This window comes from Nocardiopsis endophytica, from assembly GCF_027706725.1.
Classification (GTDB): Bacteria; Actinomycetota; Actinomycetes; order Streptosporangiales; family Streptosporangiaceae; genus Nocardiopsis_A; species Nocardiopsis_A endophytica.
In genome coordinates this window covers 24,016-47,817 of record NZ_JAQFWQ010000048.1, presented here as the reverse complement: position 1 = coordinate 47,817, position 23,802 = coordinate 24,016, and the positions used below count along the sequence as shown (strand labels likewise).

Sequence of the window (23,802 nt, the reverse complement as noted above, 5' to 3'; positions counted from 1 at the left end):
GACCGCGAGGGGCCCGCCGGACGGAAGGCAGGGCCGGGGAACCGCCCCGTCGCCGTTGCCGCCCTCCACAGTGACCATGCACACGCGCCACGCCCGACAGCGCTGCGCCGCGGGCCGCCGACCTTCGTCGTCGCCGCCCTCAACACTGCACTCCGCCAGCCCGGCGCCCGGCCGGGGTCCTTGAGCGGGGTACCTGCTGTGCCGTCCCGCCCTTGCCATCCGCTCTCCGGTGGGGCCTCGCGTGGCGATGCCCGCCGCCTGGGCCCTCCGAAGTCCATCCCCTCGGGATGAACGTGATGACCGTTCCGCGCTGCGGGCGATGGCCACCGGTGCCTGGCCGGGCTCGGACGTGGACGTGGCCGTTTCCCGCCTTCCTTCCTCCTCGGCCGCCGAACGCGGCGGGTGCGACCGAACTCTCACTCCCCAAGCCGCCGTTCTCATGCGGCTCTTAGCAACGGAACCCAGGATGGGGCCCATGAGCGAGCGAACACACTCACGATCACGCCGCAAGCGTCTTCGCGTCCGTGATGCGGTCCTCGTCGGGACGGGAGCACTGGTGGCGCTCCTGCTGGCCGGGCGCCTGCTCATCCCCGGGGACTTCGGTGTGTTCCTCGACTCCGGCCTGCCATGGGTCGGGCTGCTCATCCTTCCCGCCGCCGTCGGGGCCCTTCTGCTCCGCTCGCGCGCGGGCGCCGCGGCGGTCGGTGCCGCCTCGCTGGTGTGGGCGCTGCTGTTCGTCCCCGCCTACGTCCCCGGCCTGGGCGCGGGAGGCGGGGCGGATACGGGTTCGGGCCGCTTGACCGTGGCCACCCTCAACGTCGGCGCCGACAACCCCGACCCCTGCGGGGCCCTGAGAGAGGTGTCCGGATGGGGCGCCGACGTGGTGGCCGTCGAGGAGCTCGCCGGTCCCGTCGAATGCGCCTCCGCCGCGCTGGGCGCGGACGGGACATGGATCCGCCAGGGGACCGTGGGCCTGTGGAGCCGCCACCCCGTCGACGGGACCGCGCCGCTCGAGGTCGCGATGGGGATGTCCCGCGGGCTCCGGGCGACCGTCCACGCCCCCGGCGGCGACGTCGCGGTGCTCGTCGGCCACGTCGCCTCGCTGCGCCCCAGGGCCGTCGGCGAGCGCAACGGCTCCCTGCAGGCCCTGGCCTCCGACGCCGACGCCGAAGGAGCCGGGCCCGTGGTGGTCGCGGGCGACATGAACACCGCCGCCACGGACCGCGCCATGGAGGCCTTCGACGGATTCGGCGAGGCCCAGCGCACCGCCGGGTGGGGGCCCGGCTTCACCTGGCCCGCATCGGCCCCGATGGTGCGCCTGGACCACGTCCTCTACCGGGACATGCGGGCCCGGTCCGCCGCCGTGCACGACGTCCCGGGCAGCGACCACCGCGGCGTAGTGGCCGAACTGGCCTATTGACGTGGGGCCCAGCCGCCGCCGGGCGGCGCCCGGCCGGCCCGGCGACGGCGGAGCCGGAGAGGTCGCCTACGGCCACCGCACGTCGGTCGCGTACGGCAGGTCGCCGATGCGGGTCTCCGGGTGGGCGTTCAGCTCCTCGCGCAGCTGCGTCCACGCCGCCTTGGCCGTGTTGTCGGTCCGCTCGCACCCGCCGCGCTGCTTGCAGGCGATGCGCTGCGACATCGACCCCGCGAAGCGCACCGGCCCCTTGCCCCGGTCCGCGCCCCAGGCGCTGACCGCCGCCCACTGGCGGGCCTGGATCCCGTCGGTCCGGTAGATCTGGGGCACGGCCTGGATCCGGTCCGACGCCCCGGACGACACGTAGTGCACGTCCGACAGCCTCCAGCCGTTGTTGCACCCGGTCGAAGACGACCCGTACTGCGGGCACCCGCCCGCGGAGTTGGCCGCGTACAGGCGGGTGGAGGACCCCGAGGTGTAGGCGTCCACCCACGCCCGAGCCCAGGACGCCGACGACCACTCAGGCTCGGCGTCCACCGCCCCCGCCACCGACACCCTGCCCCCGGAGATGCGCGCGGCGGCCCGGTCGACCACGTCGGCCCACGCCGACCCGGCCCCGGACCCCGACGCCTTCCCGTCGGACTTGTTGTTCACGCCGAGGGCCAGCTCGGCCTCGGCGCCCCCGGAGGCGCATTCCTCGAAGCCGTCGGCCCAGGCCTCCGCGGCCTGCACCGCCCGGTCCGCGCGCACGCGCGGGGTGCGGCTCCCGGCGCTGGTGCCCGGCTGGCGCAGGTCGCCGCCGGCCTCCTGGGTGCCGAAGAACAGCACCCGCGGGCCGCTGCGGCCGCCCTCGCCCTCCGCGCACCCGGCCGCGCGGGCGCCGGAGATGTCGGACTCCGAGCCGCTGAGCGGGACGTAGCGGCTGACGGTGAACCCGGGGTAGGTCTGGGCCTGGGCGGGGGCGGGGGAGAGCGCGAGGGCCAGCGCCGCGCCCGCCAGGGCGGCGCCCGCGCGGCGGGCGGGGCCGAGGCGGTCGGGGAAGCGTCGGGCCGGGGACATGGTCGTTCCTCCTCTGGGACGGCTGCCGTGGCGGTCCCATTCAGCCGCAGGAGGCGTACAGGGCCCGTGACCCTTCGGAGTCGGGTGATTCGCGTACGTAACCGGACCGGGAGGTGGAAACGGGGGCGCCCGACCCGCTGTGGAGGGGGCGTGTCGACCGGCGGGGTGACGCGTGGGCCGTGGGCCGTGTCCCTTGGAGTGGTGTAATCTCCATCCGCCCAGGTCGGCCCGCCGGTGACGGCCACGGAACGGGACCGGCCCGTCTTCGAGGCCTTGGCCGGTACCCCACCTTTCGGCGAGGCGGCCTTCGGCCGCCCACTCGGCGGGGCACCAGTGGTGCGTGGGCTGACCTGGAGGGCCTGCTCCAGCGGACGCGGCCGGATCTTCGTCGGGCCAGGGCGAGGGGGCCGCCGGGGGGCGTGTGCCTTGGAGCGGTGTCGTCCCCGTCCGCCCGGGTCGGCTCGCCGGTGACGGCCCTGGGGCGAGACCGGCCCCTGGGACCCGCCCTTCGCGGAGCGGCCTCCGGCCGTCGGACAGGGCCGGTTACAGTCGGCGAGATCGACGCCACTCGGCGGGGCACCATCGCCGCCGGGCGTCAGGGCGTCCACGTCCGAAGGCCGGGCCGGGCGCGCGGCCCGCCACGAGCCCCCGGACATGAGAAGACCCCGCCCGATGGACGGGGTGGTCTGTATGTGCGGGCCGGTACGGCGGTCGCCTCACGGCGCAGGGCGCAACGCGGCTCCGAAGGCCGCCGGGTCGCCCGAGGGCGCCCGACGCGGTATTCCGCGAAGGCAATGAATGGAGCCCGGGGGACACTTTCTACCGCACCGGCCCGCACCCCCTCCAACGGAGGGCGGGGCCACCCTATTCCACATGGAGGGGGTGGCGCATCCGCCTGGGCCTCCTCGGCGCGCCGGAGCGACACAGGACACACCGCACACCCCGGCGAAGGGGGCGAATCGCCCGATCCTCGGAGGGATTCGGGGGACTCGCGCCCGCCGGTTTCCCGCGTGCGGGTCCGACCTGTGATGATTCACCATGTGTGGCGTGAACTGATCGGTGAACTTCATCCCGAGGCCGAACCCGCGGCCCCGGCGGACGAGGCGATGCTCTCCGAGGTGGAGAAGGCGCTGTCCCTTCCCCTGCCCTTCGAGCTGGCCTCCCTGCTGCGGGAGATGGACGGCGTGTACAACGAGTACGGCGACGCCGTGGTGTGGAACGCCGAGCGGCTCGTCGAGGACAATCTCGCCATGCGCTCCGAGCCCGACTACGTGGAGCTCTACGCCCCCTTCGACGAGATGATCTTCTTCGGGGACAGCGATATGGGCCCCCAGTTCGCCTACGTGCACACCGACTACGGCCCCGGCATCGTCGTATGGGACCACGAGACCGACCGCCGCCGCCTGGCGGTGGTCTCTCTCCGCGACTACCTCGTGCGGTGCTTCACCCAGGGCAACGGCTGGTACCGCTGAGCGGCCGGGACCGGGGCCCGGAGCCGAGGCCCCGGCCGCGCGGAAAACCGCTGGGGCGGCGCCCCGTCCGCCTTCTAGGATCGGGCGCGATGAGCGAACACATCGACCTGATCCGATCCAGCGACCGACTCACCGACGACATCGACTACGCCTATGCGGCGGTCACCACCGCGCGCACCGTCTACACCGCGGGGGCCTGCCCCCTGGACACGGACGGCTCCACCGTCGCCCCCGGCGACTTCCAGGCCCAGGCGCGCCGCTGCGTCACCAACCTGGAGGCCGCCCTGGACGAGGCCGGGGCGGCTTTGACCGACGTGGTGAAGTACACCGTGTACGTGGCCTCCTCCCGGCAGGAGGACCTCGTCGAGGCCTGGGACGTGGTCCGGGCCTCCTTCGGTGAGCACGACGCCCCCGCGACCCTGCTGGGCGTGGCGGCGCTGGGCTACGACGACCAGCTCGTCGAGGTCGAGGCGGTCGCGGCCCTGAAGTGAGGCGCGGCCGGCGCCCCCCCCGGCCACGAGCCCCCGGTCCCCAGTGTCGGGGGCCGGGGGCTCGTGGCCTCACAGCCGGTCCAGCAGTTCGGCCTTCTTGGCGCTGAACTCCTCGTCGGTCAGCAGCCCCTCGGCGTGCAGGCGCCCCAGTTCGCGGATGCGGGCATAGATCACCCGGCTCTGCGGGTCGGGGTCGTCGCCGTCCTCGGCCGCGGGGGCGGGGAGCGCGCCGCCCTCGGGCGCGGCGGCCACCTGGGGCGCCGCCGTCCGCCCGGCGTCCTCGGCGGCCCACAGGTACGCCGTCACGGTCGCCGCCATCAGCAGCGCCCTGCCCTGCTCGGCCCCCTCGTCGAACAGCAGGCACGCCAGGTCCTTGGCGGGCTTGACGGCCTTGCGGTCGCCGCCGCCGCGCTCGACCACCCGCAGCAGGCCGTACTCCCACCCGTCGGAGGGGACCCACTCCACCTTCTCGATCGACTCCAGCGGGTACTCCATGCGCTGGCGCGCCCGCTTGGGCCCAGAGGCGTTCCCCGCCCACTGCAGGCTCAGCGACGAGCCGTCGAAGGCCGCCGTGCCCTCGTGCACCTGGATGTGCAGCGGAAGCGGCGCCACCAGGGCGGTCGCGGTGCCGGGAGCGGGCGGCCCCGCCTGCTCGGCGGCGAAGCGGATCTGGTCGGCGTGGTATTCGGCCACCAGTTCCTGCTTGGCGTCGCCGGTCAGCAGGAAGGGCTCATCGCGGGAAAGGGCGGCGCCGACGAAAGTGTAGGGGTCGGTGCGGTCGTGCAGGCGCAGCCGCAGCTCCCAGCCCTTTTTCTTGGCACCGCTCCGGCGCGCGTTGAATTCCACCCCGGCGATGGCCGCCATGGGCACCTCGGAGCGCCCGAGCGCCTTGTGCAGGGCGGGTGCGAGCCACCCGGAGGCGTATCGGATGACGACCTTGCCGTCGTCGAAGCTCCACGTTCCCTGCTTCCCGGCGAGTTGCTCCATTCGATGATGATATTGGCGGGCGGCCGTTGCTCGGGACCTGCGCCGAGGCCGTCTCCCGGTGCCCCGCGCCGCGCACATGACCTGGGAATTTATGCTATTTTGCGAAGGTCTGCGCGGCGGTGGGCGACCCCCTGCGCACCCCGGCCATCAGGCGACGTGGAAAAGAGCGAGCAGCGCATGTCCGAGCAGTCCACCCCCGAGCACCCCGTCGACACCCGGGTGCGCGTGCAGGGCGAGCCCGTCGACGACTTCCCGGCGACGGCCCCCGAGGCCGCCCGCGGCCGTGTGCGCCCCATCACCGTCGTCGGCGACGAGGTCCTGCACCGGGTGAACCGGGACGTGGACCCGGCCATGTTCGGCGGCGCCGAGCTGTCGGAGCTCATCGACGACATGTTCCTGACCATGTACGCCGCCGAGGGGGTCGGCCTGGCCGGCAACCAGGTCGGCGAGGACCTGCGGCTGTTCGTCTACGACTGCCCCGACGACGACGGGGTGCGCCACGTCGGCCACGTGGTGAACCCGGTGCTGGCCGAGCGCGGGGCCGGGGCCGCCCTGGTCGTGGAGAACGAGGGCTGCCTGTCGGTCCCCGGGCCGCACGCCGAGCTGCCGCGCGCCGAGTACGCCAGGGTGACCGGCTTCGACAAGGACGGCGCGCCGGTGGAGATCGAGGGCACCGGGTACTTCGCCCGCTGCCTTCAGCACGAGACCGACCACACCTACGGGCGGCTCTACATCGACCGGCTGGCCGCGCGCCCGCGCAAGAAGGTCCTCAAGCAGATGAACGAGATGTCCGCCGACGTGTTCGCGCGCCGCGAGGCCACCGCCGCCAAGCTGCGCGAGGAGGGCATCGGCCGCCGGGACTGACCGCGGGCGCGGCGGCCCCCGGCGCCCGCGGGCCGGAGACGAAGGCGGAGCGCGGCCGAACGATGGCATCATGTGTCGGAGATCCCCTCCCGGCGGCTCCGCCACCGTGTTCCCGTGCGCGGTCGGGCCCCGCCGCCGACGACCCCACGGTAAGGAATGTCCCCGACGATGCTTGCGGAAGCAGTGCGGACCCCCCGCTTCGCCCTCGTTCCGACCGCCGCCGGCGCCCTGCTCGCCCTGACCGCGTGCGCGGGAGGGGGCGGGGCGCCCGACCCCGCCCCCTCCACCGGGCAGGCCGCGGCGGCCGAGGAGGAGTCCTCCAGCGCCACCGGGGCCCAGCCGCCCGGTGAGCTGGAGCAGGGCGAGGTCCCCGAGGAGCGGCCGGAGCTCGATGAGGCCGACCTGCCCGACGAGCCCGCCGACGACGCCCCGCTCAACGAGCGCATCGCCTTCGAGGCCCTGGAGAGGATCTCCTCCTTCGCCCAGACGGCCGACCCCGACGCCGAGTACACCTGCCCCGACATCGCCGGCGACGAGGGCGAGTCGGCGACCTGCACGGTCACGTTCATGGGCGAGGAGTTCGACTACTCGGTCGACATCGAGTCCTCGGGCTTCATCGTGCAGTACCAGCAGGACATGCCCGAGGGGCCGGTGGTGCGCGAGGCGGTGCAGGAGCAGCTCCGCTACAGCACCGGCGCCGAGAAGGTGCTGTGCGACATGGACGACGTGGTCCGCGCCGAACCCGAGGCCGCGGTGGAGGACGCCACCTGCTTCTACGACGACGGCGGCGGCGAGGTGCGCCAGACGGGCGTGTCGGTCGGCACCTACGGCGTCCCCGAGTTCGACGACGCATGAGGGCATTCCCGGGCGACCGCTGAATGAACCGCCCGCCCGAGCGCACCGCGAGGGAGGCGTGGACGGCGTGGACTGCGCCCTGGCGCCGATCCGCAGGAGGCCACGGGCGCCGGGGCGGACCGGACCTCCCCCGGACGCCGTGCCGGAGGCGCCGGGGCCCGGGGGCGCTGCCCCCGGGCCCCGGCGTTCCCTCCACCAGGTGTGCGCTCGGGCTACGGCGATGCGATGACCGCGGCCACCGCCGCCGCTGCCCCCGGATGGCGCTCGACCAGGGCGGCCGCCTCACCCGCCGCGGGGGAGGCGGACCCGCCCGCCCCGGCGTCCGGGCTCGACCACGTGCCCTCGGCCCCCAGGACCGCCGCCACGGCGTCGCCGGACGCCCGGTGGCGGTCCAGCATCTCGGCGGCGGGGCCTCCGCCCCCGGACCCGGACGGCGCCTCCGCGGCCCCGTCTGCGGCCGGCCCCTGGGCCCACGGCGGCGTCCAGGCGTCCAGCGCCCCCAGCCTGCCCGGGAACGTGCGGCCGGCCTCGCGCACCAGCGACGGCATCATCGACCCCGCGTCCTTGCGCAGCGTCTCCACCAGCACCGGCAGCCACGGCAGCAGCACCGGGTCGGGCAGCCGCGCGAACGCCTCGGACACCGCCTCCACCACGAACGGCGCCAGCTCGGGCACCGGCCCCAGCGCCTGGGCGAACCCGCTCAGGTAGCGCGGGTACGACGGCACCACCAGCGGGTTGCCCAGCAGCTCGGCGCAGCGCGCCCGCAGCTCGTCCCGGGACAGCGCCCCCAGCCGGTGGCGGGCCGCCCACAGCAGCGCCACCTTGGCGGCGTCCTCCGGGTGCGACTGCGCCACGGCCAGCTCCAGCTGGTCCCGGTCGCACCCCAGCGCCAGCGCCGTGCTCTCCAGGGAGAACAGGAACGACAGCATCGCCGCCACCTGCCCGACGTCCGCGTCCTCCTCGGCGAAGGCCCGCGGCAGCAGGGTGCAGTAGTGCGCGTACCCCGCCTTCACGAACTCCTCGCACCAGGCCGGGAGCCCGGTGCCGGTGCCGCGGAAGTACGCCACCAGCGCCCGGAAGCGGCGCAGCACCTCCGGGGCGCCGTCGGCGGTGCGCTCGGAGGCCAGCACCTCGACCGCCCGCCGCCCCAGGTCGGACACCAGGGCCGGGGAGTCCAGCAGCACGATGGCGTCCTCGGCCGCCTCCAGTACCGAGGCGGCGGTGGCCTTGGGGTCCCAGGCCGCGCGCCGCAGCCTCTGTTCGAGCACCTGCTCGACGGTGACGCCCTCGTACCCCAGCTCGATCAGCGAGCGCTGGTCGCGGCCGAGCGAGACGTCCCAGCTCTCCTGTACCGACCGGTCGCCCAGGGCGCACGCCCCGGCGATGGGCCGCACCGCACCGCCCAGGAGCCGCCGCAGCCGCCACAGCAGCATGGACGCCGGCGCCAGCTCCGGTTCGGCCCGCAGGTCGACCAGGATGCGCTGCACGGTGCGCTTGCCCAGGTCCACCCCGAGCGGCTCCAGGCGGTCGGCCACGTCCTTGGCCAGCGGCGGCATCGAGTGGTAGCCCACCGAGCCCACCCGGTCCCCGCCGAGCAGGATCTCGCACAGCCGCCGCACGTCCCGGCGGCCCGGCACGGTGTCCTTCTCGATGCAGGTGACCGCCGCGTCCTGGAAGTCGTAGGGGGTGGGGCGGGCCCGGTCGCGCATGCCCGCCAGCAGCACCGAGGTCTCATAGACCGCGATGGCGTCGGCGGTGCTGGAGGCGTAGCCGTTGCGCCGGGCCAGCCGCACCAGGTCCACGCACCAGGTGCGCAGCTCGGCCTCGTCGAGCGGGTCCAGCTCCGGCGGCGCGGACAGGAACCCCGACAGCCGACCGGGGTCGGGGGCGGTGGGCCCCGCCGCGGCGGGCGCGGCCGACCGCTTGCCCGCCGCCCCCTTGCCCTTCTGGCCCTTGAGGCGGAACGGCCGCACCGACCGCGCCGACACGTGCTTGGCCCAGGTGGCCGAGGCCACCGACACCGCCCCCTGTGCCAGGCCGAACTGGGCCTCGATGGCCGAGTTGCTGGAGGGGATGAGCCCGTACAGCCAGTCGGTGCCCGTCGGCGGCGGGATGGTGAAGTCCCCGTCGCCCGCGGTGGAGGAGGCCTCCGCCACCGGGCTGGCGGCGTGGAAGGCGCCGCACACGAACACCGTGTCGGCCGGGTCGGTGCCGGTGGCGGCCAGGTGCTCGCGGATGCGCCGCCACATGTGCCGCTCGCGGTCCTCGTCCACGGCGAGGCGGGCGTTGCGCGGCGACAGGCGGCGGAACAGCCCGCCGATCGCCACCATGACCTGCCGGTAGGTGTCGTGGTCGGCGCGGGCCAGGGGCTGCTCGACGTACTGGTCCCACCACTCCGACCAGTGGCGCACCCGGCCGCGGTGCAGCAGGTGCTCCTCCAGGTCGGCGAAGCGCGGGCGCAGGTCGCCGATCTCCACGCCCACCGCGCCGCCGTGCATCCCCGCCGCCTCGGCGGCGCCGTCGCCGGAGTCCCCGGCGTCCCCGCCTTCCGGTCCGGCCTGCCCGCCGCCCTCGCGGGCGGCGTCCCATTGGAAGACCAGGTCGACCGAGCGGTCCACCGCCACCAGCTCCACCCCCGGGGTCTCCAGGGCGTAGGCGATGGCCTGGTACTCGGCGGAGGCCTCGGTGACGGGCGCGACCACGCTCAGCGGCCCGCCCTTGGAGGGCAGGTCCTGCGGCTCGGAGGCGAAGGCCTGCAGCGCCACGGGCAGCTTGCAGTTGCGCAGCTCGTCCAGGAGCGGCACCAGGTCCTCGCACAGCTCGACGAAGACGGTCGTGGGCCGCTTCTCCCGCAGGCGGCGCGCCATGGCCAGGGCCGCGGCGGGGGAGTGGTGGGCGACGGGGAAGACCTCCACCGGCTCGCGCAGCGCCCGGTCCACGTCGTCGACCATCCCGGCCAGGATGTCGGCGGCCGCGCCCGGCGCCCCGGCGAACTCCTCGGCGGCCTCCCGCAGCCGCTCGCGCAGCGGGGAGAAGGGGGCGGCGCCCGCCGGGGCGCCGCCTTCGGTGGTGGGCGTGCTCACGACAGGGCCTCGATCGCCTGCTTGCCGCCCTCCAGGAACTCCTGCCACGGGCCCGACCCGCCCTCGTCGGTGCCGCGCGGCTCGACCACGCCGTGCCAGAACTTGTTCAGGATGGCCAGGTCCTCGGGGGTGCGCCGGGCCAGCGAGCCCACCAGGGACCCGGCCAGCGTCCCGGCGCGCAGCGTGCTGTCGCCGAAGAAGTGGCTGTGCAGGATGGCGTCCTCCAGCACGCCGATCTGCTCGGCGGTGGACAGCGCCGACTCCAGGCGCTCGTCGTCGCTGGCGGCCGACGCCGAGGCGGCCCGCAGGTCGGTGAAGCTCTGCAGCAGCACGTCCAGCAGCGAGGGCGGCACCTCCAGGGAGATGTCGTGCCTGCGCAGCAGCTCGGTGGTGCGGAAGCGGACGATCTCGGCCTCGCTGCGCCGGTTGGACACCACCGGGATCTTCACGAAGTTGAAGCGCCGCTTCAGCGCCGAGGACAGGTCGTTGACGCCCTTGTCCCGGCTGTTGGCGGTGGCGATGATCGCGAAGCCGGGCCTGGCGAAGACGGTGTTGTCCTCGTTGAGCTCGGGGATGGACACGTACTTCTCCGACAGGATGGAGATGAGGGCGTCCTGCACGTCGCTGGTGGAGCGGGTCAGCTCCTCGAAGCGGCCGACGGCGCCGCGCTCCATGGCGGTCATGATCGGCGAGGGGATCAGCGCCTCCCGGGACTGGCCCTTGGCGATGACCATGGACACGTTCCAGGAGTACTTGATGTGGTCCTCGGTGGTGCCGGCGGTGCCCTGCACCACCAGGGTGGAGTCGCCGCAGACCGCCGCGGACAACAGCTCGGCCAGCCAGCTCTTGCCGGTGCCGGGGTCGCCGATGAGCAGCAGGCCGCGGTCGGAGGCCAGGGTGACGATGGCGCGCTCGACGAACGTGCGGTCGCCGAACCACTTCTGGGAGATCTCGCGGTCCAGGCCGTCCCCGGGCTCGGAGCCCAGCACGAAGGCGCGCACCATCTTGGGGCTCAGCCGCCAGGTGAACGGCTTGGGGCCGTCGTCCACCGACTCCAGCCAGGCCAGTTCCTCTGCGTACTCGACCTCGGCGGGGGCGCGCAGCATCTGGTCGGTCATTCGGGGGTCCACTCCTAGCCGAGAAAGTTCTTGAGTTCGTGAACGAGCTTCTTGACGTGCCCGGAGAGCACGGGGGTTCCCATGTCCTTGAAGCGCTGGCGGAACCACGGGTTGACGCTCTGGCGGCCGCCGCTGGTCACCGACCCCACGGGGATGAAGCGCACGCCGGAGCGGTGCAGGGACTCCATCCCGCCGAACACCGTGCGCTCGTTCCACTCGTAGAAGTCCGAGATCCACACCACGACGGTGTTTCGGGGGTCGGCGATCTTGGGGCGGACGTGCTCCAGGGCCGCCGTGCCGTCGGTGCCGCCGCCCAGCTGCGTGCGCAGCAGCGTCTCGAAGGGGTCGTGCACCCAGGGGGTGAGGTCCAGGGCGCGGGTGTCGTAGGCGACCAGGTGCACGTCGACCTTGGGCAGGCCGGCGAAGATGGAGGCCAGGATGGTGCAGTTGACCATCGAGTCCACCATCGACCCCGACTGGTCGACCACCACGATGAGCCGGGCGGGCTCGATCCGCTTGGAGGTGTGGCGGTAGTACAGCCGGTCCACGTAGAGCCTCTGGTCGTCGGGGCTCCAGTTGGGCAGGTTCTTCCAGATCGTGCGCTGCAGGTCCAGGTTGCGGAAGACGCGCTTGGGCGGCACCGAGCGGTCCACGGTCCCCGCGCTGGCCTGCGCCACCTGGGTACGCAGCACCTCGGCCACCTCGTCGACGTAGCGCCGGATGAGCGCCTTGGCGTTGGCCAGGGCGGTGCCCGACAGGTTCGACTTGTCCCGGAGCAGCTGCTCGATGAGCGACATGCTCGGGGTGAGGCGGGAGGCCAGGGCGTCGTCGGCCAGGACCTCGCGCAGCCGCATCCGGCGCACCAGGTCGCCCTCCAGCTCGCCCAGCGTCCCGGCCAGGCCGCCCGCCCGCGGGCGCCCGCGCATCGACCCGGGGGCGTGGCCGTAGGCCTGCTCCAGCCACCCGGCGTCGGACTGCCAGGACGACAGCTGCTCGGCGGTGACATCGCCCGATCCGGTGGAGAACACGTTGAGCAGGAGCTTGGACATCAGCGCGGCGCGGCGCACCTCCTGATCACCCACCGGCGCGCCCAGGGCGGACGCGCCCTCGGCCCCTGCCCCGGCGACCTCGGAGAGCCCCTGCAGTTCGGCGGCCAGCTCGGGGAAGCGCTGCACCAGGGAGTCCACGCTCACCCCGGGGTCCATCACGGCCGGGGGGAGGCCGGCGGCCTCGGCCGCGGCCACGCCCGCCGACTCCAGGGCGGGCTGCTCCTCGGCGCCGGACAGGCGGGCGAGCAGGCGCCAGTACAGCACCTGGCGGCGGTTCCGGTGCGGGTCGGGGCCGCCGGGTTCCCCGGGAGGCGGCGGCCCGGTCTCTGCTTCGGCCATGCTCACTTCCTCAGCAGCTTCCCGGCGCGCTCGCGGAGCGTGCCCAGCGGGTCGGAGTTCCTCAGCGCCGTGGCGAACTTGGGGTCGGTGGGGCCCATCGCCCAGTCGGCGGTGTGCGTCTGGTCGGCCGGGTCCTTCTTGGCCGCGACGCCGAGCATCTGCACCGACCACCGCCCGGCGTCCCAGCGCATCAGCCCGATGCAGGCGCCGGAGCCCGCCGCGGCCCTCACGTCGAGCGAGGAGCTGTCGGGCCTGCGCAGCAGCGACACCGGCAGCCGGGCGCCGTCCAGGTCCAGCTCCAGGGCGAGGGCGGGCTTGGTGGTCTTCTTGGCCGCATACCCCTCCAGCAGCACCGGCTCGGCGATCCGCGCGGGGTGCCGCTCCAGGGCGGGCACGGCCGGGGCGGCGGCGCCGGCCAGGTGCAGCCGGGCGGCGGCGAACCGGTCGGCGGGCCCTCCCTTGTGGGCCCGGTCGTCGTGCCAGATCAGGTCGCCGCCGTCGAGCAGGGGCATGCCCTCGATGTCCAGGGCGCGGTGCTCGGCGAGCGCGCCGAGCAGCGCCGTGTGCTCGGACAGCAGGCCCCACACCGATTCGCGGGTGAGCACATCGACCTTGAGCGCCGACACCGAGGTCCGCACCAGGCGGACGGGGCCGCCGTCGGAGGGCTCCAGGAGCGCGTGGACCTGGACCTGGAAGGCGGTGGGGTGCTGGTGGACGTCGGCGCCCAGCGGCAGCAGCCGGCCGGAGGCCTCCTGGGCGGGGGCGCCGGGCCAGGCGGGGAAGGCGTCCTGGGCGAGCAGCACCGCGCGGGCCCACAGGTCGCCCCAGCGGCGGGCCGGGGGGTCCTGGTCGCCGGGGAGGGGGCAGTGGGCGCGCAGCTCGGCGCCGAGCCCGTCGAGCAGCACCGCCAGCCGCCGCCGGGACGGGTCCTCCAGTAGGGGGGTGAGGGCGGCGTCGGCCCCGGCGGCCAGGTCGCGGTCGACGCCGCGCCACCCGGCCACGGCCAGCTCGGTGAGCCAGGAGCGGGCGCCCTCCAGCTCGGGGGCGGGCTCGGGGGAGGGCGCCGCGGGGGCGCCCGCCTCGTCGCGGGTGCGGCCCAGAGCGGTGTCCAGTGCGCCCAGGAGGGCGTCGTGCACGGCCCCGGTCAGGGCGGTGCGGGCACCGGCGAGCGCGGCCAGGGAGGCGGCCGGGACCGGCCCCGCGCCCACGGAGGACACGGCCTCGCGCACCGGGGCGGCGAGGGGGGAGGAGCCGGTGGCCGCGGCGAGGTCCTCCAGCGCGCGGGCGCCGTCGGCGCCGGGGCGGGCCAGGCCGTCGGTGAGGACAGCGTCCAGGCCGTCGGTGAGCTCCAGGGCCTCGTCGACCCCGGGCGGGGTGGAGGCGAGGAGCCCGGTCAGGGGGGCGGGGAGCATCAGTTGAACCTCCCCGCCGGGAACCAGTGCAGTTCCGGGACGGGGGCGGTGGCGCCCGGGTACTCCAGGTAGGACAGGTAGCGCAGGAAGCGGGTGAAGACCACGCCGGTGGACTCCCTCGACACCGGGCCCTGCAGGTCGGCGAGCGCGTCCTCGGTGCTCTTGCCGCCGTCCACGCGCAGGTAGGCGGCGACCCGTTCGGCGCCGTAGTGGCGGGAGGCCTCGGCGATGAGGGAGCCGATGTGCTTGCAGGCGCGGCCGCCGAGCCCGCCGCAGGGGCGGTTGTTGTTGGTCGCGCAGCTCAGGGTGTGGGGGGCGGCGGACACGGAGGACACGTAGACGCGCTCACCGGCCGATCCGCTGGACACCACCCCCTGGACCCGCCCGTCGGCGAGTTCGACGTAGGGGACCTTGTTGAGCTTGCGGCCGTAGACGGTCGGGACCATCGACAGCACGCTCGCCGGTCCGGGGTCGTGGGGTGCCACGGCATCACCTTCTCGGGGGGAGGGCATGTTCGGGAGCGCCGATGGGCGGTCCGGAACGGCTGTGCCGGGCCGGTCCTCGATCGGCGATGGTGTATTTCTACCGGCTCCCGGTGACAAAAACGGCGCCTGAGGGACGCGGGAGCCCCGAAGCGGCAGGCGGTGCGGGGGCGAGGAGGGGGCAGCGGCCCGTACGGCGGCGCTGTCGTCCGCCAGGCGTACGGATGGCCGGTGCGGTTCGGCGGCAACGGAAGGGCAGGTGCCTGCTGGGCCGTCGCCGCCCGGCGGTCGTCAGAGGAGCGCGGGTGCGTCAGAGAGCAGGTGGGAAGTGAAGCCGGCCTCCACCAGGCCCCTGTGGGCCGCGCGCACCTCCGGCGGAATGTCGACCGGGGTGCTCCACCCCCGGCCGGGGTAGACCGCCAGGCGCTGCAGGTCGCCGACGAGGAACGCCACCAGCTCCTCGGGTAGGTGCGCGTCGTCGGTGTAGCCCTCGTAGCCGCCGCCGAAGGCGTGGAACTCCCACTCGGCCTCCGGCCAGTGGACCGCGGCGGCGGCCAGCGCGCGGCGGGCCATGTAGGGCTTGGCGGTGGCCACGGCCGTGCGCACCCGGATGCCCCGCTCCCGGCACAGCAGGCGGGCGCAGCCGAAGTTCTCCCCGGTGTTGGTGGCCCGGTCCTCCAGCAGGACCGCCTCCGGCGGCAGTCCCGAGGCCTCGGCGAACACCTCGGCCTCCGGGCGCGCCCACCGTGCGTGCCCGTCGCCGCCGCCGGTACGGCGCCCCCGGTCGCCGGAGAACACCACGAGCGGTGCGGCGCCCCGGTGCCAGAGGCGGGCCGCGTGGTGGGCCACGCGTACGTCGTGGCTTCCCAGGGCGAGGATGATGTCGCCCTTCACATCGTCGGCGGCGGGGGCGGTGTGGAAGTCCCACAGGGTCTTGGCCCATGCGTGCTCCCGTGCCCCCAGGGTCGGCGCGTGGGCGTTCCGGTCCTGCTCCACAGAGTCCACGGCAGGCACACTAGCGCCACCGCGCCGTGCCCGCAGCCGTACGGATGCGGCCGCTCGGGGCGGGGCCGCACCGGTCCTTCAGAACGCCCGTGCTCCGCGCGGCCCGAGAGGGGGACGTCCCTCCCGGGCCGCTGCCGCTGCGGGCGTATGCCGCTTGTCGGTGGGGCACCAGGGAGCGGAAGGCGCTCCGGGGAGGGTGGTGCCCCTCCGTCGGCGGGTTCCGTCCCGCCGCGGTCGTCCAAGTCCAGCGCCCGGGCACGGCGCGGCGCAAAGGTTGCGGAGAGTTGCATTCGCGCGGCGCTGTGTCACGCGGCCGCTATGCCCCGGTTCCTCTGCACCCGCCCGGAGCGGTGCGGGCGGAGGGGTGCGGGGAATCAGGCTCCGCACGGGGCCGGGGGACGGTCCCGGCCCGTGCGGAGCCCGTCCTGGGCGGACGCCTTCGGGGGTGGTCCAATGCGGCCTGCCGGGGCCGGCCGGTGGGCGGACGGCACGCCGGAGGCGCCCCCGAGGGGGCGGGTTTCAGATGCAATTGCATCGAACCGGTCAGGAATCTAGCGGAAAGAGAGGAATCGGGGCGAGGAGTCACGTTCCGTGAAGGAACCGGAAGGACGGTTTCCTGAAAGCGAAGGGTGAGGGGGCGCCTACGGAAGCGGAGGAAACGCCGATTCCGGTGCATGGGCCGGTCACCGGGGGTAGCGGCGCCGCGGGCGCGCCGGGGATCGGGCCGGGGTGGAATGACCGGATCAGGTCAATCTGTCCAACCGGGGTTTCACGTGTAACGCCGCAGGTCACAGCGGTATCGCATACATTGCGTAGCCAAAGCCGGAAATCGGGGGCGCCGGGCTCGGGGCGCGCGGTCCGTGGGCGCGCCACGCGCCTCAGGCGGTCCGGGCGGCACCCCGGGCGCGTGAAGGCCCCGCCGGGGACCGGAGAAGGGGCCGGTCCCCGACGGGGACTCTCGGAGAGGGACGGCCCCTCAGCGGTGGGCCGTCCCCGTCGGTGGGGTCATCCCGTGAGCAGGGTCAGGTTCCACTGCGACAGGATCGGGGCGAGCGGCTGGAAGTAGGTCGTCCCGCCGGAGGTGCAGTCGCCCGAGCCCCCGGAGGTCACGCCCTGGGCCTGGGTCCCGCTCAGCCACGAGCCGCCGGAGTCGCCGCCCTCGGCGCAGGCGCTGGTCTGGGTCAGCCCGTGCACGGCCCCCTCGGCGTAGTTGACGGTCCGGTCCTTGGCCTGGACGGTCCCGCAGTGCCAGCCGGTGGTCTGGCCGGAGCGGCACACCGACGCGCCCACCGCGGCCTCCTGGGAGCCGGTCACCGTCACCGTGCCGCCGCTGTGGTCGCTGACCCGCGGCACGGGCGTGAAGCCGGGTTCGGTGCGCACCCAGGCCGCGTCCTGGCCGGGGAAGACCGACTCGGCGACCGTGCCGGTCCGCGTGGTGCCGGGGGCCTCCTGCCAGGTGCTGCTCCCGGCCTCGCCGCAGTGCCCGGCGGTCACGTAGCCGCCTTCGACGGGGATGCCGACCGAGCAGACGTACCAGCCGTCGGCCTGCTCGAAGTAGTACGGCGTGCCGCCGACGATGTCGGCGAGGGGCCGCGGCGCCGCGGCCTCCTCCTCGACGCGCACCGCGTCGGCGGGGACGCCCGCCGCCTCGGCGAACTCCTCGGCGGCGCCGGCCTCACCGGCGGCGGCCGCGACGACCACCACGTCGGCGGCGGTGTCGGCGTACCAGCCGTGGATCGTGGGCCCGGCCCGGTCGGCGGCGGAGTCCAGGGCGTCCATCACCTCGCCGAGGCCGTCCTCGCCGCGGTCGACGACCTGCGGCTCGGCGCCGGCGGCGCGGACGGTGCCCGCCGCCCCGGCGTCGGTCACCTGGACCGTCAGGGCCCGGGTGTCGATGTCGAAGACGGCGCCGCCGAAGTCGCCGCCCAGCTCATCGCGCAGTTCGGCCTCGGTGGCGCGGGCCTGCGCCTCGGCGTCCAGCAGGTCGAGGGCCTCGGCCTCGGTCAGGCCGAGGTCGCGCTCCATGGCGTCGATCTGCTCGGGAGGAGCGGCGGTAGCGGGGGAGTCGGCCTGGGCCGCCGCGGCGGTGGCGGGGAGCAGGCCGAGCGCCAGGGCCGCGCCTGCGAACAGGCGCAGCGTGGGGGATGTGCGGGGGAAGTGCGGCAACGCGTGTGCCTTTCCAGTTGTGGGGGATCCGTGCGGGCGGGCCTGCGCCGAGCGGGGGCGCGGCGGGCAGTCCCCTCCCGTCCGCGCCGTGTGGGGCGGCGCGGTACCGGCATCCGGTGGACGTGCACCGAACGATGAGGGAATTTAGGTCAATCGCGAGGAGTGCACCAGTGCGTCACGGTCCGTGATCTAAACGGCCGGAAGGTTTCCTTATGACGGAACGTGAAGGAGTGCCGAATTGAGTCACGAAATATCCGTTTTGTGTTCGCGGATTGATCGCGCCTCGTGAGGAGGGCCCGCAGGTGGTGGACGACAGAGGGGCTCATGTGGCCGCATGCGGCCAATGGGGCCCATGTGCGTTTCGCTTACGACGGCGCAGGTCGCGAACGGGTCGTGTGCGGTGCGTAGCCGAGCGGGGCCGTAGGGCCCTCCGCCGGACCGATCGGCGCCACCGGGCGCCCTGAGCCGGAGGCGGCGACGGGCCGCCCGGAAAAGCCGATGCGCGGCGGCCGGGGGCGTTGTTAGCGTCCGGGCCATGGAACACCGGCCGCCCGACGTGCACGACGCCCTGATCACCGACGCCCTGAAGCACTGGGGCATCGACACCGCCGAACTGGACTACGTCCCCGTGGGGTTCGGCGACCACCACTGGCGCGCCGCCGGGGCGGACGGAGGCGCATGGTTCCTCAGCGTCGCCGACCTGTCGGCCAAGCCGCACTGCGGGGTCGGCGTCCGAGCGGCCCGGGAGGGCCTGCGCGCCGCCATGGACACCGCCGCCCGGCTGTGCGACGTGGGCCTGGACTTCGTCGTCGCCCCACTGCGCACCGCCTCCGGGGAGACCGTGCTCGACCTGGACCGGCGGCACGCGCTCAGCGTCTTTCCGCTGGAAGCGGGCGAGGCCGGGGACTACACGACGGAGCCTTCGGAGCAGGAGCGCGGGCGCGTCATCGACCTGCTCGCCACCCTGCACGGCGCCGCGCCGCCCGCCGGGGCGCCGCGGGCCCCGCTGGACCCGCCGCTGCGCGGCCGCCTGGAGAAAGCGCTCGACGAGACGGGGCGCCCCTGGGAGGAGGGGCCGTTCTCCGAGCCGTTGCGGGGCCTACTGGCCGACGCGGCTCCGCTGCTCCGGCGGCGTTTGGAGGAGTTCGACGCGCTGGTGCGGCGGGTGCGCGGGAGCGGAGCCGGGGCGGTGCTCACCCACGGCGAGCCGCACCAGGGCAACATATTGCACCAGGGGGAGCGGCGCCTCCTGATCGACTGGGACACCTGCGCGCTGGCGGTGCCCGAACGGGACCTGTGGTCGGTGGTGCGGGGGCCCAAGGACCTGGAGCGCTACGCGGAGGCGGCGGGCCGTCGCCCCGACCCCGCCGCGCTGGAGCTGTACCGGCTCAGGTGGGACCTGGACGAGGCCGCGGTCTACACGGACTGGTTCCGGACGCCGCACACGCGCACCCCGGACATGGAGACGGCCTGGCAGGGGATCCAGGAGGTCGTGGCGAACCTGGGGGAGTGACCGGGGCGGGCGCCGGAAGGCGGTGAGGGCCGGTTTGACCCCCTTCGAACGGGGGTACTCGGCAACGGACGGCGATCCAGGTCACACCGCCGATCCTGGGCCAATCGGGTTCCGGGTGCCCGCTTTCCGGTCCAGTGGCTGGGCCGATGGCGCCCGGTGGCACTCGGACAGGTCTCATTGGCTCCTTGCGGGCGTCCCGAACCCTCCTCTGAGGGGTGCGGTGGCACCTACGTCGGTGACGCTCCCTCCCTGAAACCCACTTCGCCGAACAGAGGTGCGCGAGGAGGATCCCCCGGTAAGCTGGACTCATGACAGCACCGCGGCCCGACACAGCACCGCTGCCGGACTGGGTCATCCCGCCGCCCGAGGGGTTTTCGGCGGACGATTTTCTGCGGATGTCCGGACTTCCGCCGCACACCGAGCTGATCGATGGAAGTCTGATCTTCGTGAGTCCGCAGAGGAAATGGCATTCTGGTGTCGTTGGCCGCTTTTGGGTCGAACTCGACGCCCAGGCGCCCGAGGGGTGGCGAGCCGATCGGGAGATGGCGTTGAAGGTCGGCTTCCGCCAGGTGCCCGAGCCTGATGTGCTCGTCGTGCGCGAAGAGGCGTTCCTGCGTAAGGAGCCGGACACCTATTACCTTCCCGAGGAGGTTCTCCTCGTCATCGAAGCTGTCTCCCCGGATTCGGAAGACCGTGACCGTGAGACGAAACCGGCAAAGTACGCCCGAGCCGGAATCCCCCATTTCTGGCGCATCGAGGAGGCCGACAGCGATTCGGCTGTCGTCTACGCCTACGAATTCGACCCAGAGACACGGGCCTATGTTGTTGCCGGGATCCACCACGACCGATTCACGGCGTCCAGCCCGTTTCCGATCGACATCGACCTGAAGGAGATCCGCCGCAGAAGGGCGCGTTGACCGCGTCGACGACCGGACCGGCGCCCTTCGGCCGGGGCCACGCCCCGGCCGACCCTCTCACGCGTCGCACGGCAACGGCCCACCGGTGAAGGCCAGGGTGTCGGTGAACGCCGCGACCATGTCCATCTCCCGCCCCTCCGCGTCCGCGTAGGCGCGGTGCAGGTTCAGCACGATCCGCTCGGCGTCCGGCCAGGACGCGAACTCGCCCAGGTCGGCCCCGCGCGCCGCCTCCAACGGCCCGATGCCGTCCTTGCGCCCCCGCTCGGCCGTCCGCGCCACGAACGCGTAGTACCGCTCCTGCTCGGCCAGGGCACCGGCGATCCCGGCCCCTTCCAGCAGCGCCCCGTGCCCTGGGACCAAGTGGTCGGCGCCGAAGCCGTCCAACCACTCCACCGCCCGGCGCGCCCCCTCCAGCGACCCCATGAAGATCAGCGGCGTCACCCGGTTGAAGACCAGGTCACCGGCGTAGAGCACCCGCTGCTCGGGCAGCCACACCACCGCGTCCCCGGGCGTGTGTGCGGTGTACCCCGGGTGGCGCACCTCGGCCCGCACCCCGCCCACGTGCAGGGTCAGCTCCTCGCGGAAGGTCAGCTCCGGCGGGCGCCGCACCGCGTCCGACCAGTCGGGCATCGGCTCCCACACCCGCGGCACGTCGTCGAAGAAGGGGTCCTCCACGATGGCGTCGCGCGCCTTCTCCTGGGCGGCGATCACCGTCCCGCCGGGCAGCAGGTGGTTACCGTAGGTGTGGTCGCCGTGCTGGTGGGTGTTGACCGCCATCCGCACGGGCGCGCCGCCGGTGGCCTCGGCCGCGGCCTCAAGGAAACGCAGCGTGCGCGCGGAGGACACGCAGGTGTCGACCACCATGGCCCGCGACCCGTCCTCGGCCGCGACCAGCCCGGCGTTGTTCACCCACCAGCCGCCCTCGGGCTGCACCCAGGCGTGCGCCCCGGGAACGATCTCCACCAGCGACGCGTCGGCGACACCCATCCGACCCACCAATCCCACTCGGTTCGGGCTTGTTCCGGCCTTGTCGGGCCCCATCGGGCCGAGGCCCAGAGGCCGGAGCCTACCCCGCCCACGGCGCGCGCGGGCGGGGAAGCGGGGAACCGGTCAGGACCCGCTCAGGCGCCGGATTCGGGCGTGAACCGCACCGGGAGGCTCAGCGGCCCCCGCATGATGCCCTCGGGGATCCTGGGCGGCTCCGCGTCAGCCTCCTCGGGGGCCATGTCCGGGAAGCGCGTCAGCAGCTCGCGCAGCCCGATCACCGCCTCGGCGCGGGCCAGCGGCGCCCCCAGGCAGTAGTGCACGCCGTGCCCGAAGCTCAGGTGGCGCGCGTCCTTGCGGGCCACGTCGGCCTCCGCGCCGTCGGCGTCCATGTTGGCCGACCCGAGGGCGACCAGCACCGCGTCGCCCTTGGCCACGTGCTGCCCGCCCAGCTCCATGTCCTCGGCGGCGAACCGGGCCGGCGTCAGCTCCACCGGCGCCTCGGTGCGCAGGAACTCCTCGACCGCGCCCGGCAGCAGGTCCGGCTCCTCGCGCAGCCGGTCGGCCTGGTCGGGGCGGCGCAGCAGCACCGCCAGGGCGTTGCCCAGCAGGTTGACCGTGGTCTCGTGCCCGGCGATCACCAGCAGCACGGCGGTGCCCAGCAGCTCATCGTCGGACAGGCGCCCGTCCTGCTCGTCGTGGACCGAGATCAGCGCGCTGAGCAGGGCGTCGTCGGGGGAGCGGCGCTTGTCCTCCAGCAGCTCGCCCAGGTAGCGGTTGAGCATGATCCCGCCCTCGATCCGGTCGCCGCCGGTGACGCCCATGGCCTGGTTGGACCACTCCTGGAAGTCGTCGCGGCGCTCCTCGGGCACCCCCAGCAGCTCGGAGATGACCGTCATCGGCAGCGGGCGGGTGTAGTCCAGGACCAGGTCGGCGCGGCCCAGAGGGGCGATGCGGTCCAGCAGGGCGCGGCAGATCTGCTCGATGCGCGGCTTCAGGCGCTCGGTGCTGCGCGGGGTGAACGCACCGGACACCAACTTGCGCAGGCGCGTGTGGTCGGGCGGGTCGGCCATGAGCATGTTCCCGGCGAACCCGGTGCCGGGGCGGTAGGTGGCGGGCCGGACCTTGGCGAAGGCGGGGTCCTTGAGCAGCCCGGGGTGGTTCAGGGCGCTGCGCGCCAGCTCGTGTTCGACCACCACCCACCCTTCGGTCCCGTTGGTGAATCGGGCCGGGTGGATGGGGCCGCGCTCGCGCAGTTCGGCGAAGCGGGCGGGGGAGTCGGGCTTGAAGTCGGGGCCGTCGAGGAGCGGCGGCTTCCCGTCGGCGGTGCCGGTGTTCTGCTCGTGCGCGGACATGGGGTCCAGGTCCTCCTGGAAGGCTTTCGGGACCCGGCGCCGCGGCGCCGGGGAGGGGCGTGGTGGGCCCTACCCCGGATGCGGCGCGCACAGCCGGTGGCGTCCGCTTCCGGACGCGCGCCGGCGGCCCCCTGGTGGGGCGGTGCGACGGCCCCGAGCGGCGGCGCGCCCCGTACGTGCGAAGAGGGTGCCGAGGTCCGCTCGGGGCGGCCGAGCCCGGCGCCGGACACGCCTGCGGGGCGCGGTGGCGCGGGCGCGTCGGTGCCAGGGGGTACCCTTCGCCTCCCGGTCCCCAGTGACCCGTGCGACGAAGGGGCGGCAGGACGATGTGCGGACGCTACGTCAGCGCGCGGAACGACCATGAACTGCGACTGCTCTTCGACGTGGAGCGGCGCGTCGGTGAGGCCCTGGCCCCCTCGTACAACATCGCCCCCACGCAGCACGTGCGGATCGTGCGCGAGGATGCGGGCGGCGACGGCGGGGCGGCCGTGCGCGAGATGCGCAACGTGCGTTGGGGGCTGCTGCCGGTGTGGGCCAAGGACAGGAAGATGGCGTCCCGGCTGATCAACGCCCGCTCCGAGACCGTCACCGACAAGCCCGCCTTCCGGGCGGCCGCCACGAAGCGCAGGTGCGTGCTCCCGGCCGACGGCTACTACGAGTGGCAGAAGACCGGCGGCGGCAAGGTGCCCTACTACCTGCACGGGCCCGATGAGGAGGCGCTGGCCTTCGCCGGCCTCTACGAGCGGTGGGCCGACCCCGACATCGGCGGGGACGACCCGGACCGCTGGGTGTGGACCTGCACCGTCCTCACCCGCCCGGCCTCCGACTCCCTGGGCCGCATCCACGACCGCGCCCCGGTCGTGCTGCCGATGGACATGGTGGGCGACTGGCTCGACCCTGAGGCCACCGCCAAGGAGCGGGTGCGGGAGATCCTCGACGCCGTGCCCGAACCGCACCTGGTGCCCCGGCGCGTGGGCGGGGCGGTCGGCTCGCCGCGCAACAACGACCCCTCCCTGCTGACCGAGGTCGGTTGAGCCGGTCCGGAGACGCGGGCGAAGGGACGGACGAGGACGGTGTTCCGCCGAGGGCAGGACGCCGGTCTCGCCCTCAGAGGCGGGCCGGGCCCCGTCCCAGGGCCGACACGGGGCGGTCCGACCGGGGCGGATGGAAGCGACCTCACTCCAAAGACGCTGTCAGCGCATTCGGCGTCGCAGGTCGTGACCCCGTCGGCGGG

Annotated in this window: 19 protein-coding genes; 8 read left to right on the top strand and 11 right to left on the bottom strand. The window is 74.3% G+C overall.

From position 1 onward, the window contains the following. Nucleotides 1–475: 475 nt before the first annotated feature. The gene (locus O4J56_RS17205) at nucleotides 476–1,420 is read left to right on the top strand and encodes an endonuclease/exonuclease/phosphatase family protein (protein ID WP_270686939.1); all 945 of its coding nucleotides are present in this window, start codon (nucleotides 476–478) and stop codon (nucleotides 1,418–1,420) included. Between the two features lie 66 nt (nucleotides 1,421–1,486). On the opposite strand, the gene O4J56_RS17200 is transcribed toward O4J56_RS17205, so the two are convergent. Next, nucleotides 1,487–2,476: a hypothetical protein gene (locus tag O4J56_RS17200; protein WP_270686937.1), complete on the bottom strand. Its 990-nt coding sequence runs from the start codon at nucleotides 2,474–2,476 to the stop codon at nucleotides 1,487–1,489. Between the two features lie 1,028 nt (nucleotides 2,477–3,504). Between O4J56_RS17200 and O4J56_RS17195 the strand changes: the two genes are divergently transcribed. After that, nucleotides 3,505–3,948, top strand: coding sequence for an SMI1/KNR4 family protein (locus O4J56_RS17195; RefSeq protein WP_270686935.1), 444 nt, complete (start codon nucleotides 3,505–3,507; stop codon nucleotides 3,946–3,948). A gap of 89 nt (nucleotides 3,949–4,037) precedes the next feature. After that, complete coding sequence (locus O4J56_RS17190; RefSeq protein ID WP_270686933.1) at nucleotides 4,038–4,439, top strand: RidA family protein; 402 nt, start codon at nucleotides 4,038–4,040, stop codon at nucleotides 4,437–4,439. Between the two features lie 69 nt (nucleotides 4,440–4,508). On the opposite strand, the gene O4J56_RS17185 is transcribed toward O4J56_RS17190, so the two are convergent. Beyond that, a complete protein-coding gene (locus tag O4J56_RS17185; RefSeq protein ID WP_270686932.1) occupies nucleotides 4,509–5,426 on the bottom strand; it encodes a DUF4429 domain-containing protein in 918 nt (305 codons plus the stop codon). Between the two features lie 177 nt (nucleotides 5,427–5,603). On the opposite strand from O4J56_RS17185, the gene def reads away from it, so the two are divergent. Both def and O4J56_RS17175 read left to right on the top strand, forming a co-directional pair. After that, entirely contained in the window at nucleotides 5,604–6,290 is a 687-nt protein-coding gene (gene def / locus O4J56_RS17180) for a peptide deformylase (RefSeq protein ID WP_270686930.1), read from the top strand. Between the two features lie 168 nt (nucleotides 6,291–6,458). Further along, on the top strand, nucleotides 6,459–7,145 hold the full coding sequence (locus tag O4J56_RS17175; protein WP_270686928.1) for a hypothetical protein: 687 nt from the start codon (nucleotides 6,459–6,461) through the stop codon (nucleotides 7,143–7,145). Nucleotides 7,146–7,357: 212 nt separating this feature from the next. Here O4J56_RS17175 and O4J56_RS17170 read toward each other — a convergent pair whose 3' ends face one another. From O4J56_RS17170 to O4J56_RS17140, 7 genes are all read right to left on the bottom strand, one after another. Then, nucleotides 7,358–10,228, bottom strand: a complete 2,871-nt coding sequence (locus O4J56_RS17170) for a DUF5682 family protein (protein ID WP_270686926.1) — start codon at nucleotides 10,226–10,228, stop codon at nucleotides 7,358–7,360. Beyond that, entirely contained in the window at nucleotides 10,225–11,346 is a 1,122-nt protein-coding gene (locus O4J56_RS17165) for an ATP-binding protein (protein ID WP_270686925.1), read from the bottom strand. The genes O4J56_RS17170 and O4J56_RS17165 overlap by 4 nt, the downstream gene beginning before the upstream one ends. A gap of 14 nt (nucleotides 11,347–11,360) precedes the next feature. Further along, complete coding sequence (locus O4J56_RS17160; protein ID WP_270686923.1) at nucleotides 11,361–12,734, bottom strand: vWA domain-containing protein; 1,374 nt, start codon at nucleotides 12,732–12,734, stop codon at nucleotides 11,361–11,363. 2 nt (nucleotides 12,735–12,736) lie between these two features. Continuing rightward, nucleotides 12,737–14,146 carry a hypothetical protein gene (locus O4J56_RS17155; RefSeq protein WP_270686921.1) on the bottom strand — a complete coding sequence of 470 codons (1,410 nt, stop codon included), beginning with the start codon at nucleotides 14,144–14,146 and terminating at the stop codon, nucleotides 12,737–12,739. Further along, complete coding sequence (locus O4J56_RS17150) at nucleotides 14,146–14,592, bottom strand: hypothetical protein (RefSeq protein WP_408639131.1); 447 nt, start codon at nucleotides 14,590–14,592, stop codon at nucleotides 14,146–14,148. The genes O4J56_RS17155 and O4J56_RS17150 overlap by 1 nt, the downstream gene beginning before the upstream one ends. Before the next feature lie 327 nt (nucleotides 14,593–14,919). Next, nucleotides 14,920–15,633: a YdcF family protein gene (locus O4J56_RS17145; protein ID WP_270686917.1), complete on the bottom strand. Its 714-nt coding sequence runs from the start codon at nucleotides 15,631–15,633 to the stop codon at nucleotides 14,920–14,922. 1,005 nt (nucleotides 15,634–16,638) lie between these two features. Beyond that, on the bottom strand, nucleotides 16,639–17,799 hold the full coding sequence (locus O4J56_RS17140) for a S1 family peptidase (RefSeq protein WP_270686916.1): 1,161 nt from the start codon (nucleotides 17,797–17,799) through the stop codon (nucleotides 16,639–16,641). Nucleotides 17,800–18,334: 535 nt separating this feature from the next. On the opposite strand from O4J56_RS17140, the gene O4J56_RS17135 reads away from it, so the two are divergent. After that, nucleotides 18,335–19,312 carry a phosphotransferase gene (locus O4J56_RS17135; RefSeq protein WP_270686915.1) on the top strand — a complete coding sequence of 326 codons (978 nt, stop codon included), beginning with the start codon at nucleotides 18,335–18,337 and terminating at the stop codon, nucleotides 19,310–19,312. Between the two features lie 308 nt (nucleotides 19,313–19,620). Then, a complete protein-coding gene (locus tag O4J56_RS17130) occupies nucleotides 19,621–20,229 on the top strand; it encodes a Uma2 family endonuclease (RefSeq protein WP_270686913.1) in 609 nt (202 codons plus the stop codon). Nucleotides 20,230–20,286: 57 nt separating this feature from the next. On the opposite strand, the gene O4J56_RS17125 is transcribed toward O4J56_RS17130, so the two are convergent. Both O4J56_RS17125 and O4J56_RS17120 read right to left on the bottom strand, forming a co-directional pair. Beyond that, complete coding sequence (locus O4J56_RS17125) at nucleotides 20,287–21,216, bottom strand: MBL fold metallo-hydrolase (RefSeq protein WP_270686912.1); 930 nt, start codon at nucleotides 21,214–21,216, stop codon at nucleotides 20,287–20,289. A 134-nt stretch (nucleotides 21,217–21,350) separates the two neighbouring features. Then, on the bottom strand, nucleotides 21,351–22,568 hold the full coding sequence (locus O4J56_RS17120) for a cytochrome P450 family protein (protein WP_270686911.1): 1,218 nt from the start codon (nucleotides 22,566–22,568) through the stop codon (nucleotides 21,351–21,353). A gap of 326 nt (nucleotides 22,569–22,894) precedes the next feature. On the opposite strand from O4J56_RS17120, the gene O4J56_RS17115 reads away from it, so the two are divergent. Next, on the top strand, nucleotides 22,895–23,602 hold the full coding sequence (locus tag O4J56_RS17115; protein ID WP_270686910.1) for an SOS response-associated peptidase: 708 nt from the start codon (nucleotides 22,895–22,897) through the stop codon (nucleotides 23,600–23,602). The last annotated feature ends 200 nt before the right edge of the window (nucleotides 23,603–23,802 follow it).

Bases quoted from the DNA above. Each gene is read 5' to 3' on its own strand.
- O4J56_RS17115 (WP_270686910.1), top strand. From the start codon at position 22,895: ATGTGCGGACGCTACGTCAGCGCGCGGAACGACCATGAACTGCGACTG.
- O4J56_RS17160 (WP_270686923.1), bottom strand. From the start codon at position 12,734: ATGGCCGAAGCAGAGACCGGGCCGCCGCCTCCCGGGGAACCCGGCGGC.
- O4J56_RS17190 (WP_270686933.1), top strand. From the start codon at position 4,038: ATGAGCGAACACATCGACCTGATCCGATCCAGCGACCGACTCACCGAC.
- O4J56_RS17200 (WP_270686937.1), bottom strand. From the start codon at position 2,476: ATGTCCCCGGCCCGACGCTTCCCCGACCGCCTCGGCCCCGCCCGCCGC.
- def (WP_270686930.1), top strand. From the start codon at position 5,604: ATGTCCGAGCAGTCCACCCCCGAGCACCCCGTCGACACCCGGGTGCGC.
- O4J56_RS17135 (WP_270686915.1), top strand. From the start codon at position 18,335: ATGGAACACCGGCCGCCCGACGTGCACGACGCCCTGATCACCGACGCC.
- O4J56_RS17175 (WP_270686928.1), top strand. From the start codon at position 6,459: ATGCTTGCGGAAGCAGTGCGGACCCCCCGCTTCGCCCTCGTTCCGACC.
- O4J56_RS17155 (WP_270686921.1), bottom strand. From the start codon at position 14,146: ATGCTCCCCGCCCCCCTGACCGGGCTCCTCGCCTCCACCCCGCCCGGG.
- O4J56_RS17130 (WP_270686913.1), top strand. From the start codon at position 19,621: ATGACAGCACCGCGGCCCGACACAGCACCGCTGCCGGACTGGGTCATC.
- O4J56_RS17205 (WP_270686939.1), top strand. From the start codon at position 476: ATGAGCGAGCGAACACACTCACGATCACGCCGCAAGCGTCTTCGCGTC.
- O4J56_RS17150 (WP_408639131.1), bottom strand. From the start codon at position 14,592: ATGGTCCCGACCGTCTACGGCCGCAAGCTCAACAAGGTCCCCTACGTC.
- O4J56_RS17195 (WP_270686935.1), top strand. From the start codon at position 3,505: ATGATTCACCATGTGTGGCGTGAACTGATCGGTGAACTTCATCCCGAG.
- O4J56_RS17185 (WP_270686932.1), bottom strand. From the start codon at position 5,426: ATGGAGCAACTCGCCGGGAAGCAGGGAACGTGGAGCTTCGACGACGGC.
- O4J56_RS17120 (WP_270686911.1), bottom strand. From the start codon at position 22,568: ATGTCCGCGCACGAGCAGAACACCGGCACCGCCGACGGGAAGCCGCCG.
- O4J56_RS17125 (WP_270686912.1), bottom strand. From the start codon at position 21,216: ATGGGTGTCGCCGACGCGTCGCTGGTGGAGATCGTTCCCGGGGCGCAC.
- O4J56_RS17165 (WP_270686925.1), bottom strand. From the start codon at position 11,346: ATGACCGACCAGATGCTGCGCGCCCCCGCCGAGGTCGAGTACGCAGAG.